This is a genomic window from Geodermatophilus sp. CPCC 206100 (assembly GCF_048569675.1).
Taxonomy (GTDB): Bacteria; Actinomycetota; Actinomycetes; order Mycobacteriales; family Geodermatophilaceae; genus Geodermatophilus.
The window spans coordinates 40441-53698 of sequence record NZ_JAQISV010000015.1; the positions used below are offsets into that span (position 1 = coordinate 40441).

At 74.4% G+C, this 13258-nt stretch carries 11 protein-coding genes and 1 tRNA gene; 4 read left to right on the forward strand and 8 right to left on the reverse strand.

The genetic code is table 11. From position 1 onward, the window contains the following. Window positions 1-61: 61 nt before the first annotated feature. On the forward strand, window positions 62-1330 hold the full coding sequence (locus tag PGN05_RS08695; protein ID WP_419752133.1) for an aspartate kinase: 1269 nt from the start codon (window positions 62-64) through the stop codon (window positions 1328-1330). Continuing rightward, entirely contained in the window at window positions 1327-2376 is a 1050-nt protein-coding gene (locus PGN05_RS08700) for an aspartate-semialdehyde dehydrogenase (protein ID WP_419752134.1), read from the forward strand. The genes PGN05_RS08695 and PGN05_RS08700 overlap by 4 nt, the downstream gene beginning before the upstream one ends. Before the next feature lie 42 nt (window positions 2377-2418). On the opposite strand, the gene PGN05_RS08705 is transcribed toward PGN05_RS08700, so the two are convergent. The 5 genes from PGN05_RS08705 to PGN05_RS08725 form a co-directional block, all read right to left on the reverse strand. After that, window positions 2419-4275, reverse strand: coding sequence for a prolyl oligopeptidase family serine peptidase (locus PGN05_RS08705; RefSeq protein ID WP_419752135.1), 1857 nt, complete (start codon window positions 4273-4275; stop codon window positions 2419-2421). 5 nt (window positions 4276-4280) lie between these two features. Then, complete coding sequence (locus PGN05_RS08710; protein ID WP_419752136.1) at window positions 4281-5360, reverse strand: hemolysin family protein; 1080 nt, start codon at window positions 5358-5360, stop codon at window positions 4281-4283. Next, window positions 5357-6679: a hemolysin family protein gene (locus PGN05_RS08715; protein WP_419752137.1), complete on the reverse strand. Its 1323-nt coding sequence runs from the start codon at window positions 6677-6679 to the stop codon at window positions 5357-5359. Before PGN05_RS08715 ends, PGN05_RS08710 begins: the two co-directional genes overlap by 4 nt. Before the next feature lie 83 nt (window positions 6680-6762). Then, window positions 6763-6836, reverse strand: a tRNA-Pro gene (locus tag PGN05_RS08720). Window positions 6837-6867: 31 nt separating this feature from the next. Next, window positions 6868-7779: a metallophosphoesterase gene (locus PGN05_RS08725; protein WP_419752138.1), complete on the reverse strand. Its 912-nt coding sequence runs from the start codon at window positions 7777-7779 to the stop codon at window positions 6868-6870. Window positions 7780-7832: 53 nt separating this feature from the next. Between PGN05_RS08725 and PGN05_RS08730 the strand changes: the two genes are divergently transcribed. After that, window positions 7833-8285 (forward strand): GatB/YqeY domain-containing protein, encoded by a 453-nt coding sequence (locus tag PGN05_RS08730; RefSeq protein ID WP_419752139.1) that lies wholly within the window; start codon window positions 7833-7835, stop codon window positions 8283-8285. Window positions 8286-8290: 5 nt separating this feature from the next. Next, on the forward strand, window positions 8291-8494 hold the full coding sequence (locus tag PGN05_RS08735; RefSeq protein ID WP_419752140.1) for a hypothetical protein: 204 nt from the start codon (window positions 8291-8293) through the stop codon (window positions 8492-8494). 64 nt (window positions 8495-8558) lie between these two features. On the opposite strand, the gene PGN05_RS08740 is transcribed toward PGN05_RS08735, so the two are convergent. The 3 genes from PGN05_RS08740 to PGN05_RS08750 are packed head-to-tail and all read right to left on the reverse strand — an operon-like array spanning window position 8559 to window position 13137. Then, complete coding sequence (locus PGN05_RS08740) at window positions 8559-10859, reverse strand: penicillin-binding protein (protein WP_419752141.1); 2301 nt, start codon at window positions 10857-10859, stop codon at window positions 8559-8561. A 41-nt stretch (window positions 10860-10900) separates the two neighbouring features. Next, on the reverse strand, window positions 10901-12148 hold the full coding sequence (locus PGN05_RS08745; RefSeq protein WP_419752142.1) for an ArsA family ATPase: 1248 nt from the start codon (window positions 12146-12148) through the stop codon (window positions 10901-10903). Next, window positions 12145-13137 (reverse strand): ArsA-related P-loop ATPase, encoded by a 993-nt coding sequence (locus tag PGN05_RS08750; protein WP_419752143.1) that lies wholly within the window; start codon window positions 13135-13137, stop codon window positions 12145-12147. The genes PGN05_RS08745 and PGN05_RS08750 overlap by 4 nt, the downstream gene beginning before the upstream one ends. Between the last annotated feature and the right edge of the window lie 121 nt (window positions 13138-13258).

A 13258-nucleotide genomic window follows, 5' to 3' on the forward strand; every position in this document is an offset into this window, starting at 1 on the left:
CATCGTCCCGTCCCGGGGGACGCAACCACGGTCCGCGCGGACGTCGGTAGCCTGTGGACCCGTGGCCCTCGTCGTCCAGAAGTACGGCGGCTCCTCCGTCGCCTCCGCCGCGCACATCAAGCGCGTCGCCGAGCGCATCGTCGCGGCCAAGAAGGACGGCGACGACGTCGTCGTCGTGGTCTCCGCGATGGGTGACACGACCGACGAGCTGCTGGACCTCGCGGCTCAGATCACCGACGACCCGGCCGGGCGCGAGCTGGACATGCTGCTCACCGCCGGCGAGCGGATCTCCATGGCGCTGCTGGCCATCGCGATCAACACGCACGGCTACCAGGCGCGGTCGTTCACCGGCTCCCAGGCCGGGGTGATCACGACCTCGAGCCACGGCAAGGCGCGGATCATCGACGTCACGCCGGGCCGGCTGCGCGGGGCGCTGGACGAGGGCGCGATCGTCATCGTGGCCGGCTTCCAGGGCGTCAGCCAGGACACCAAGGACGTGACGACGCTGGGCCGCGGTGGCTCCGACACCACCGCGGTCGCGGTCGCCGCCGCGCTGCAGGCTGACGTCTGCGAGATCTACACCGACGTCGACGGCGTCTTCACCGCCGACCCGCGGATCGTGCCCAACGCCCGGCGGCTGGACCGCATCACCTACGAGGAGATGCTCGAGCTCGCCGCCTCCGGGGCCAAGGTGCTCATGCTCCGCTGCGTCGAGTACGCCCGCCGCTACGGCATCCCGGTGCACGTCCGCAGCTCCTACTCCCAGCTCCCCGGCACGATCGTGACCGGCTCGATGGAGGACCTCACGGTGGAACAGGCCATCATCACCGGCGTCGCGCACGACCGCTCCGAGGGCAAGATCACCGTCTTCGGTGTGCCCGACCGGCCGGGTGAGGCGGCGCAGATCTTCCGCGTGCTCGCCGACGCGGAGATCAACATCGACATGATCGTGCAGAACGTGTCGGCCGAGGCGAGCAAGCTCGCCGACATCTCCTTCACGCTGCCCAAGAGCGACGGCCCGGCCGCGATCGCGGCGCTGGAGAAGGTCAAGCACACCGTCGGCTACACCGACGTCCGGTTCGACCAGCACATCGGCAAGGTGTCCCTGGTCGGCGCGGGGATGCGGTCGCACCCGGGGGTCTCGGCCCGCTTCTTCGGCGCGCTGGCCGACGCCGGCGTCAACCTCGAACTGATCAGCACCTCGGAGATCCGCATCTCCGTCGTGTGCCGCGACACCGACGTGGACCTCGCCGTCCGCGCGGTGCACGACGCCTTCGACCTCGGCACCGACGAGGCCGAGGCGGTCGTCTACGGAGGGACCGGACGATGAGCCTGCGCAACGACGGACTGCGGGTCGGCGTCGTCGGCGCCACCGGCCAGGTGGGCGCCGTGATGCGCCGGATCCTCGCCGAGCGCGACTTCCCGATCAGCGAGCTGCGGTTGTTCGCCTCCGCCCGCTCGGCCGGCAGCACCCTGCCGTGGGGCGACGGCGAGATCCGCGTCGAGGACGCCGCCACCGCCGACCCCACCGGCCTGGACGTCGCGCTGTTCTCCGCGGGCGCGACCACCTCCCGGGCGCTGGCGCCGAAGTACGCCGAGGCCGGCGTCACCGTGATCGACAACAGCTCGGCGTGGCGGCGCGACCCCGACGTCCCGCTGATCGTCGCCGAGGTGAACCCGCACGCCCTCGGCGAGGTGCGCAAGGGCATCATCGCCAACCCCAACTGCACCACGATGGCCGCGATGCCGGTGCTCAAGCCGCTGCACGACGAGGCCCAGCTGGTCCGCATCGTGGCGAGCACCTACCAGGCGGTGTCCGGCAGCGGCCTGGCCGGGGTCGAGGAGCTCGACACCCAGGTCAAGGCGGTCGTGGACAAGGCCGCCGAGTTGACCCACGACGGGACGGCGGTGACCTTCCCCGAGCCGGTCAAGTACGTGAAGCCGATCGCCTACAACGTGCTGCCGATGGCCGGCTCGCTGGTCGACGACGGCACCCACGAGACCGACGAGGAGCAGAAGCTCCGCAACGAGAGCCGCAAGATCCTCGAGATCCCGGAGCTGCGGGTGTCGGGCACCTGCGTCCGGGTGCCGGTCTTCACCGGGCACTCGCTGTCGCTCAACGTCGAGTTCGCCCGCCCGCTGTCGGTCGAGCGGGCCACCGAGCTGCTCACCGGCGCACCCGGCGTGGAGCTGACCGCCGTGCCGAACCCGCAGCAGGCGGCCGGGCAGGACCCGAGCTACGTCGGCCGCATCCGGCAGGACCCGGGCGTGGACGACGGCCGCGGCCTGGCGCTGTTCGTGAGCAACGACAACCTGCGCAAGGGCGCCGCGCTCAACACCGTCCAGATCGCCGAGCTCATCGCCCGCTCGCGCTGAGCGGAGTGCAGGAGTGCAGGGTCCCTGCACTCCTGCACTCCGCTACGGGCGGACGTTGCGGAGCGCGAAGCTCAGCGCGACCTCGACCTGGCGGATGGTCTCCTCGATGACCAGCGACCCGTGGCCGGCGTCGAACCGGTACACCTCGTGCGGTTTGTCCAGCTCGTCGAGGCGGCCCAGGTAGTTCTCGATCTGCCGGATGGGGCAGCGCGGGTCGTTGGCGCCGGCGACCACGAGCACCGGTGCGCGGACGTCGTCGACGTAGGTGATCGGCGAGGAGCGGACGTACACGTCGCGCACCTCCTCCGGTGACCCGCCGAACAGCGCCCGGTCGTAGGCCCGCAGGCCCTCCATCTCGTCCTCGTAGGCGGCGAGGTAGTCCGCGACCGGCACCTCGGCGATCCCGGCGGCCCAGCGCTCGGGCTGGGTGCCCAGCCCGAGCAGGGTGAGGAAGCCGCCCCACGAGCCGCCGGTGATCAGCGCGCGTCCCGGGTCGAGGAACCCCTCCGCCACGAGCGCGTCGTAGACCGCGGCCACGTCCTCGAGCTCGGTCAGCCCCGGCCGACCGGTCAGCGCGTCCCGCCAGGCGCTGCCGTAGCCGGTGGACCCGCGGTAGTTGACGTGCACGACCGCGTAGCCGGCGTCCACGTAGGCCGCCCGGCGGGCGCGGTAGGAGTCGTCGTCGGCCGACTCCGGCCCGCCGTGCACCAGGAACGCCGTCGCGTACGGGGCGGGACCGGCCGGGCGCACCAGCAGCGCGTGCACGTCGCCGCCCGGCCCGGGCACCCAGCGGTCCTCCACCGGGTAGGCGGCCGGGGGCTCCTCGCCGGGGGCGGCCAGCACGACCGGCCCGTCGGCCCGGCGGATCACCGGCGGCTGCTGGGCGTTCGACCAGGCCAGCTCCACCGTGCCGTCCGGGCGGGCGGTGGCCCCGCGGACCACGCCGCGCGGGGTGTCCAGCGCCTCGAGCGTCCCGGTGGCCAGGTCGTAGCGGTAGAGCTCGCTGCGGGCGGCGTGGTCGTGCCCGACCAGCAGCGCGGTGCCGTCGGGGTACCAGCCGGCGGTGACGTCCCCGGGCAGGTCGAGGACGAGCTCGGTCTCGGTGTCCGTGCCGACGTCCCAGACGAGCAGCTCCTCGCGGCCGCGGCGCTCGTGGCCGACCAGCAGCCGCCGGTCGCCGGGCAGCGGGGCGAACTCCAGCGCGTGCAGACCGCGGCCCTCGCCGTCCCACTTCTCCGCGAGCACCGAGTCGTCGGAGGTCCGGAGCACGCGCAGCGCCGGGTAGCGCGGGTCGCCGTGCTCGGAGTGCGAGATGACCAGCAGGTCCTCGTCGTGGGTGAGCGCGTCCACGGACGCGGGGTCCTCGTGCCGGTAGACCACCCGCGGTGTGCCGCCGACCGGGGCCAGCCACAGCTCGGAGCCGTCGTCGGTGGACCGGCCGATCGCCACGACGCGGGTGCCGATCTCCAGCCCCGCCGGATAGGCCGGCTCGACCTCCGGCACGGCGACGCGGTCTGCCCCGCCGGCGAAGGGCTGGACCATCCAGGTGCCGAACTCGTCGCCGTCGGTGTCGGCGAACCACCAGATCGTCTCGCCGTCCGGGCTGAGCGTGCCGATCAGCGTGCCGTTGGCCCGGTCGGTGACCTGCCGGTGGACGTCGGTCCGCCGGTCCCAGGCGTACTGCTCGACGACGCCGCTGACGTCGGAGGTGTACAGGCAGCGGTGCGGGGCCTCCAGCGCCCAGTCCGGGAGGCTCACCCGCGGCGCCCGGAAGCGGGCCTGCCAGCGGGCGGTGACCTCGGCCGGGAGCGCCCTGGCGTACGGCGTCGGGATGGCGGGGGTGATGACGCCGGGACGGGGGTCGGCGCCCCCCGGCGTGGGGGCGGGCTCGGCGTTCACGCCGGTCATCTTCCCCCGGCGCCCGCCCCCTCCTGCACGGCGGCTCCGGGGTGCTCGACGGCGGCGTCCCGGACGTCGCCGATGAGCTGCTCGAGGACGTCCTCGAGGGCCACGACGCCGGTCGTGCGGCCGTCCTGCCCCACCCGGCCGAGGTGGGCGCCCTGGACGCGCATCTCGGAGAGCACGTCGGGCAGCGCCGTCCCGGGCCGCAGCGGCACCAGCGGGGTGACGTGCTCCTCGGCGATCGGCCGGTCGCGCTCGGCCGGGGCCACGCCCAGGACGTCCTTGACGTGGACGTACCCGAGCAGGCCGCCGTCCTCGCCGCGGACGGGGTAGCGGCTGAAGCCGTGCTCGGCGACCACGGCCTCCAGCTGCCGCGGCGTCGTGGACGGCGGCACGGTGACCACCCGGTCCAGCGGCATCAGCACCGACTCGACGCTGTGCTGCTCGAAGGTCAGCGCCCCGGCCGCCAGTTCGCTCACCTCGTTGCCGAGGAGACCCTCCTGCCGGGACTGCGTGACCATCGAGCGGATCTCGGTCTCGTCGAAGCTGGCCGCCACCTCGTCGGTGGGCTGCACGCCGAAGAGCCGGACGAACGCGTTGGCGACGGTGTTGAAGAACCAGATGACCGGCCGCAGCACCCGGACGAAGGTGGCCAGCGGGGGACCGAGGACCAGCGCCGCGCGGTCGGGGCCGGCGATCGTGATGTTCTTCGGCACCATCTCGCCGAGCACCATGTGCAGGACGGTGACCAGAGACAGGGCGATCACCAGGGCGATCGGGTGCAGCAGACCCTCGGGCACGCCCGCGGCGGCCATCGGCGCCTCGATGAGGTGCGCCACCGCCGGCTCGCCGACCGCGCCCAGCCCCAGCGAGCACAGCGTGATGCCCAGCTGCGCGCCGGCCATCATCTGCGAGACGTTGCGCATCGCGGCCAGCGTCCGGCGGGCGCGCGCCGAGCCGGCGTCGGCCCGAGGCTCGATCTGGTCGACCCGCGCGGAGACCAGCGCGAACTCGGCGGCGACGAAGAAGGCGTTGCCCAGCAGCAGCACGACCAGGACCAGCAGGCTCAGGACGTCGCTCACGCGGCTGCCACCTCCTCGCCGGCCGGGACCTCGACCCGCTCGGCGCGCACCCGCGCCACCCGCCGGCCGTCGAGGGACTCCACGGTGAGCCGCGCGCCCTCCAGGTGCACCCGGTCGCCGACCTCCGGCAGCCGCTGCAGCCGCTCGGTGAGGAAGCCGGCCAGCGTCTCGTACCGGCCCTCCGGGATCGGCACGCCGGTGCGGTCGCGCACCTCGTCCGGGCGCAGCAGCCCCGACAGCAGCCAGGTCTGCTCGCCGGCGCGGCGCAGGGTGCGCAGCGGCTGGTCGGTCTCGTCGGAGATCTCCCCGACCAGCTCCTCCACGATGTCCTCCAGGGTGACCACCCCGTGCGTGGCGCCCCACTCGTCGACCACCAGGGCGATCTGCAGGCCCTGGTCGCGCAGCAGGTCCAGCAGCCGCTCCAGCTGCAGGGACGACGGGACGGCGAGCACCGGGGCAGCCAGGTCGCCGGCCGTGCGCACCCCCCGCTCGGCCTCGGGGACGGCGACCGCGTGCTTGACGTGGACGATGCCGGTCACCTCGTCGAGGTCGGCGCCGTGCACGGGGAAGCGGGAGTTGCCCGACTCGACGGCGGCCGCGATCACGTCGGCGGCGGTGGCGTCCACCGGCAGCGACCACAGCCGGGTGCGCGGCGTCATGACGTCGGTGGCGTACTTCTGCCGCAGCCCCAGCGACCGCTGCAGCAGCCGCGCGGCGACGGGGGACAGGTCGCCCTCCTCGGCCGAGCGGCGGGCCACCGCGGCGAGCTCCTCGGCGCCGCGTGCGGAGTCGAGCTCCTCGCGGGGCTCGATGCCCAGCCGGCGGACGATGGCGTTGGCCAGCCGCTGCAGGTTGTTGACGACGACGCCGGTGACGCGCGTGAAGGCCCGCATCCCGGGCGCCACCGCCCCGGCGACGACCAGCGGGTTGGCGATCGCCAGGTTCTTCGGGCCCAGCTCGCCGAGCAGCATCTGCAGCGTCGTCGCCAGGGCCAGGGCCAGGCCGTAGGCGACCCCGGTGACCGCGCCCGCCGGCAGGCCCACCGCCGCGAGCGGGCCGTGCAGCAGCTGGCCCAGCGCCGGCTCGGCCAGGTAGCCCACGATGAGCGTGGTGATCGTGATGCCCAGCTGGGCGGCCGACAGCTGGGTGGACAGCCCGCGCAGGGCCTGGGTGACCCGCTCCGCGCGGCGGTCCCCGGCGCGGGCAGCCTCCTCCGCCCGCCCCCGGTCGACCGTCGTGAGCGCGAACTCGGCGGCCACGAAGAACCCGGTGAGCGCCGTGAGCGCCACGGCAGCGAGGAGGAGCAGCCACTCGGTCATCAGGGCGTCGGTGCCCCGGCGGGGAGGGCGCCAACCCCCGAACGCCGCAGGGGCCGCCTTCCGGCGGCCCCTGCGGTCCTCTGTCGGGGTGACAGGATTTGAACCTGCGACCTCGTCGTCCCGAACGACGCGCGCTACCAAGCTGCGCCACACCCCGAGGTACGGGACGAGTCTAGCCGACCCCCGGCTCAGCCCTGACGGGCGGTCAGCGTGAGGAACGTCGCCTCCGGCGGGCAGGCGAACCGGGCGGGGGCGTAGGGACTCGTGCCGAGCCCGGCCGACACGTGCAGCCAGGTGCCGGCGGGCCGGCCGGGGGCCGGTGGTGCCCACCGGTGCAGCCAGCGCACGCGGTCGCGGTCGATGCCGCAGTTGGTGACCAGCGCGCCGTAGAAGGGGATGCGCAGCTGCCCGCCGTGGGTGTGGCCGCACAGGACCAGGTCGTAGCCGTCGGTGGCGAAGCGGTCGAGCACGCGCGGCTCGGGGGAGTGGGCCAGCCCCATCCGCAGGTCCGCGCCCGCGTCGGGCGGGCCGGCGATCCGGTCGTAGCGGTCGCGGCGGATGTGGGAGTCGTCGACCCCGCCGAACACGATCCGCCGTCCACCGACGTCCAGCGCGCCGGTGGCGTTGGTGAGGTCCAGCCAGCCGCGGCCGGCCAGCCCGTCGCGCAGCTCCCGCCACGGCAGCGGGTCGCCGTGCACCCGCTTGTGGTCGCGCTTGAAGTACTTCAGCGGGTTCTTGGGCCGGGGCGCGAAGTAGTCGTTGCTGCCCAGCACGAACGCGCCGGGACGGTTCAGCAGGGGCTCCAGGGCCCGCAGCGTGCCCGGGACGGCGTCGTGGCCGGCGAGGTTGTCCCCGGTGTTGACGACCAGGTCCGGCTCCAACTCGGCGAGGGACGCCACCCACTCCTGCTTGGACCGCTGCTGCGCGGTCATGTGCAGGTCGGACAGGTGCAGGACGGTCAGCGGCGCGGACCCCGGCGGCAGCACCGGGACGGCGAACCGGCGCAGGGTCCAGCGGTTGCGCTCGTAGAGGGACGCGTAGGCCACCCCGGCGGTGGCCGAGGCGAGGACGGCCGCGGGAACGGCGGTGGTCGGGCGCACGACAGCCCAGGGTACGGACGCCGTTGCGCGGGCCGCCGTGCCAGGCTGGAGCCGTGCCTGCCCTCAAGGACCGCCTGCGAGCCGACCTGACCACCGCCATGAAGGCCCGCGACGAGCTGCGCACCGCGACCCTGCGCATGGTGCTGACGGCCGTCACCGCCGAGGAGGTGGCCGGCAAGGAGGCCCGCGAGCTGGCCGACGACGAGGTGCAGGCGGTGCTGCGCCGCGAGGCGAAGAAGCGCCGGGAGGCCGCGGAGGCGTTCGCCGCCGCCGGCCGCGGCGAGCAGGCCGAGCGGGAGCGCGCCGAGGGCGAGGTGGTGGCCGGCTACCTGCCCGCCCAGCTCGAGGACGCCGACCTCGCCGCGCTCGTCGCCGACGCCGTCACCCGCACCGGGGCCGCCGGGATGAAGGACATGGGCCGGGTCATGGGTGCCGTGCAGGCCGAGGTGGCCGGGCGGGCCGAGGGCGGCCGGGTGGCCGCCGAGGTCCGCCGCCAGCTGGGCTGAGCCCCGTGGCCCCCGGTCGGGTGCGGGTGGCCGGGCGCCGACGGGACGACGCAGGCGCGCGAACGGCGCGGGCGCTCGGCGGGCACGCCGCCGACGCCGCCCTGGACGGCCCACAGCCGGTGGTGGTGGCCGGCGACCCGGCGGACGGCCTGGCGCCGTCCGACCACCTGGCCGTCGTCCGCGACCTGAGCTGGCCCGGCGGGGGCTGACCGACCCCGGACGCCCGACGGCCCCGGCGACCGGGGGAACCGGTGCCGGGGCCGTCGCGGCGGGTCAGTTGGCGGGTGGTGCGCCCACTCCTGCGCCGTCGCCCGGAGGAGCCGCCGGCGGCGCGACGCCGTCAGCGGGAGGAGCCGCCGGCGGCGCGGTGAACCGCGCCCCGTTGCTCACCTGGACGGCGATGACCTGCTCGGGCGTGGCCCGGCCGCCGGCCCCCGGGTCGGTGCCCAGCAGGGTGCCCGGCGGCTGGTCGCTGTCCACCTGCACGACCGTGGACTCCAGGCCGGCGGCCTCGAGGGCGGTGCGGCACTCGTCCACCGACGAGCACGCCGGGACCGGCCGGGTGTTGCCGTTCTGGATGACCGGGTCGGCCGCCGCGAAGGGAACCACCGGCTGGCCGGTGAGGACCGGCGCCATCGCGTCGTGCCAGATCGTGGCGCCCTTGCCGCCACCGAAGCCGCCGACGTTCTGGTTCTCCTTGGGGTTGAGCACCATCACGCTGGCCGCGTACTGCGGGGTGTAGCCGACGAACGCGACCGAGAAGTTGTTCTGCGACGTCCCGGTCTTGCCGGCGATCTGGTGGCCGGGGACGTAGGCCCGCGCGCCGGTCTGGCCGGGGTGGCCGGGCTCGACGTCCTTGCGCAGCATCTGGTTGAGCGTGCTCGCCACGCCCGCCGGGATGGCCTCCGGCGTGCAGGCGTCCCCGCGCACGACCGGCTGGCCGTCGTCCCCGGTGAGCGGCTGCCCCTCGGCGTCGAGGACGGCGGTGACCGGCGTCGGGTCGCACTGGGTGCCGTTGGCCGCCAGCGTGGAGTAGGCCTCGGCCAGGTCCAGGGGGCTGGTGGGCTCGGCGCCGAAGGTGAACGACCCGCGGTTCTCGTCGATGATCTGGTCGGCCGGGGTCGAGGTGAAGTCCATTCCCATGGCCTCGGCCATGCGCACCGGCTTCTCGACGCTGCCCAGGGCGTCCTCGAGGGCGAGGAAGTAGGTGTTGGAGGACATGTAGAGCGCCCGCTCCATGTCCAGCGTCCCCGGGTAGTTGCCCGCGTTCTGGACGTCGTAGGCCGCCCGCCCGTCCTTGTAGACCCGCGAGACGTAGGGGTTCCCGGTGGTGAGCGTGTAGTACTGCGAGTACCCCTCGGCCAGCGCGGCGGCGGCGACGAAGGTCTTGTACGTCGACCCCGAGCCCTGGCTGTGGGCGGTGTTGAGGACGACGGACTCGCACTCGGGCCCGTCACAGCCGTAGCGGCGGTTGACGCTCATCGCCAGCACGTGGCCGGTGCCCGGCTCGACGGCGGTGTACATGGCGGCCAGCGGGTCGCCCATGGGCAGGGTGTCGAGCACCGCCTGGTCGCCCGCGGCCTGCATGTCCGGCCGCAGCGTGGTCTGGATCGTCAGGCCGCCGTTCTGCAGCGTCGACTCGTCGATGCCGAGGGTCTGCACGAGGTGCTGGTGCACGAAGGCGCAGAAGAAGCCACCGATGGAGGCGTCGATGCAGCCGTTGGCCGGCGGCGCGCCCGGCGCCACCTCGACCGGCGCGGCGGAGATCTCGGCCCGCTCCTGCTCGGTGATGTGCTCGAGGTCGAACATGCGCTGCAGCACCTGGTTGCGCCGGACCTGGGCGTTCTCCGGGTTGGCGATCGGGTCGTCGTTGGCCGGGCTCTGGACCAGGCCGGCGAGCATGGCCGCCTGCGGCAGGGTGAGGTCGGCGGCGTTGACGCTGAAGTAGCGCTGCGCGGCGGCCTGGATGCCGTAGGCGCCCTGCCCGAAGTAGGCGATGTTCAGGTACCGGGTGAGGATCTCGTCCTTGGAGTAGGTCTCCTCCAGGGCCAGCGCCAGGCGGGCCTCCCGCAGCTTGCGGCCCAGGCTCTCCTCGGTGGCCGCCTGCCGCTCCTCGGAGGTGTCGGCGGTCTCGGCCAGCGTCTGCTTGACCAGCTGCTGGGTGAGCGTCGACCCGCCCTCGCGCACCGACCCCGCCGCCACGTTGGTCACCAGCGCGCGGAGGGTCCCCTGCACGTCCAGGCCGTTGTGCTCGTAGAACCGCGAGTCCTCGATGTCGACGAGGGCCCGCTTCATGACGTCGGAGACCTGCTCGGGCGTCACCGGCGTGCGGTTGTTCGTGTAGAAGTTGGTGATCAGTGACCCGTCGGCGGCCAGCACCCGGGTGTTGCCGGCCGGCGCCTCGTCGGTGAGTTCCACCGGGAGGGCGTCGAGCAGGGACGCGGAGTTGCGGGCGACCATGCCGGTGCCGCCGATGAACGGCAGCATCATGGCGGCGAGCAGGGCTCCGGCGAGGACGATCGTCGCGGCGAGCTTCGCGAGGACCCGGGCGCGGGCAGGGGCGGCGGGAGACATCGCAGGCCAATGTACGTGTCGACGTGCGCCGGAGGTCGCGGTCAGCTACGGCGCGCGGGGAGGATGCGTGTCCGCGGCACCCCCGTCGGCGTGTCGCCGTCCGGACCGGTCAGCGCGTCGGCCATCAGCCGCAGCCCGTCGAGGTCGTGCACGTCGCCGGCGGCGGCCGGCACGGTGCGGACGGCGACCTCCGGGTGGGCGCTGGTGAAGCGGTCGGCCAGCCGCTGCTCCCGGCTCGCGACGGCCATCCGGTCGGCGTGCACCCGCAGGGCCCCCGCGGCGAGCTCCGCGCCGGCCCCGCCGGCCTCGAGCACCTCCTCCGCGGCGCCGTCGGCGCGGGTGGCGGTCAGCACCGTGGTCGCCGGCGGGTGGGTGCGGTTGAGCACCAGCCCGCCCAGCGGCATCTCCTCGGCCGACAGCCGGTCGACGAAGTAGGAGGCCTCGCGCAGCGCGTCCGGCTCCGGGGTGGCGACGACGACGAACCAGGTGCCGGGGCGGCGCAGCAGCTCGTAGGTGGCGGTGGCCCGCTCCCGGAACCCGCCGAACATGGTGTCCAGCGCGGAGACGAAGGCCGAGATGTCACGCAGCAGCTGGCCGCCGAGGACCTTGCTGATGATCCGGCTGAACACCAGGAAGCCCGCGCCGACCAGCCGCATGCCCGCCCGCCCGCCGGCCCGGGCGGGGGCGGTCAGCAGCCGGATCATGGTGCCGTCGAGGAACCGGCTCATCCGGTTGGGCGCGTCGAGGAAGTCCAGCGCCGACCGGGACGGCGGGGTGTCGACGATGATGAGGTCCCACTGCTCGCTGGCCCGCAGCTGCCCGAGCTTCTCCATCGCCATGTACTCCTGCGTCCCGGCGAACGAGGACGACAGCGCCTGGTAGAAGGGGTTGGCGAGGATCTGCTCGGCCCGTTCGGCCGTCGAGTGCGCGCACACGATGTCGTCGAACGTGCGCTTCATGTCCAGCATCATCGCGTGCAGCTCGCCCTCGGCCCCCGGGACGTCGACCTGCCGCGGCTCGTTGTCCAGCTCGACCAGACCCAGGGACTGCGCCAGCCTGCGGGCCGGGTCGATGGTGAGGACGACGACGTGCCGGCCGGCCTCGGCGGCGGCCAGGGCCAGCGCGGCCGACGTCGTCGTCTTGCCCACCCCGCCGGCGCCGCAGCAGACCACGATCCGGGTGTCCGGGTCGCGGATCAGCTCCTCGAGGTCGAGCGGGAGCGCCTGCGGAGCCGGGCGGGAGCGCGGCGGCCGGCCGGCCGGTGCCTCGGTGGCCTCGGCGGCGCTCATGCGGCGACCTCGGCGCGCAGGTGGTCCTCGAGCCGGTCCGCCAGCTCGAACAGCGCGCCGACGTCGATGGGGCCGGGCAGCAGCGGCAGCTCGACGGTCGGCCGGCCGAGGTCGGTCACCTCGTCGCGCAGCTCGTCCTGGGCCGCCCAGCGGCGGGCGTGCTCGACCGCCTCGGCGGCCAGCGCCTCGGCCACCTCGGTGCCGTCGTGCACGTGCGCGGCGCTGAGGGCGGGGGCCAGCTCCGCGGCGGTGAGCCGCCCGGCGGCGGCGCGGACGAGGTCCTCCTCGGGCAGCAGCGGCTCGGTGGCCATGTTCACGATGACCGAGCCCACCGGGAGCCCCGCCGCGGTCAGCTCGGCGATGGCGTCGGCGGTCTCCTGCACCGGCATGTCCTCCAGCAGGGTGACCAGGTGCACCGCCGTCTGCGGCGACTTGAGCACGGCCATGACGCCGTCGCTCTGGGTCTTGATGGGGCCGGAGCGCGCCAGCCCGGCCATCTCGCCGGTGACGTTGAGGAACCGGGTGATCCGGCCGGTGGGCGGGGCGTCCACGACGACGGCGTCGTACACCCGGGCGCCGTCGCGGCGGCGGGTGACCGCCTCCTTGATCTTTCCGGTGAGCAGCACGTCACGCAGGCCCGGGGCGATCGTCGTGGCGAAGTCGATGGCGCCCATCTTGCGCAGCGCCCGACCGGCCCGCTTGAGGTTGTAGAACATCTCCAGGTACTCGAGGAGCGCCTCCTCGACGTCGATCGCCAGGGCCTTCACCTCGCCGCCGCCGCGGGTCACGGCCACCCGCCGCTCCTCGTAGGGCAGCGGCGGGGTGTCGAACAGCTGGGCGATGCCCTGGCGGCCCTCGGTCTCGACGAGCAGCACGTGCCGGCCGTCGGCGGCCAGGGCCAGCGCGAGCGCGGCGGCGACCGTGGTCTTGCCCGTGCCGCCCTTCCCGGTCACGACGTGGCAGCGCACGGGGAGGGGTTCGGGGGCCACGGAGCCAGCGTAGAAGGCGCCCGTCCTCCGGGCCTCCCGCGCCCGCGTGCAGCTCGGCCCTCCTGCAGGGCCCCGCCGCGAGCGTGCTCGCGGTGGGGGGCAGGAGGGTCCTCCTCCTGCG

Coding starts and splice junctions, on each gene's coding strand:
- PGN05_RS08700 (WP_419752134.1), top strand. CDS start 1,327: ATGAGCCTGCGCAACGACGGACTGCGGGTCGGCGTCGTCGGCGCCACC.
- PGN05_RS08715 (WP_419752137.1), bottom strand. CDS start 6,679: ATGACCGAGTGGCTGCTCCTCCTCGCTGCCGTGGCGCTCACGGCGCTC.
- PGN05_RS08740 (WP_419752141.1), bottom strand. CDS start 10,859: ATGTCTCCCGCCGCCCCTGCCCGCGCCCGGGTCCTCGCGAAGCTCGCC.
- PGN05_RS08745 (WP_419752142.1), bottom strand. CDS start 12,148: ATGAGCGCCGCCGAGGCCACCGAGGCACCGGCCGGCCGGCCGCCGCGC.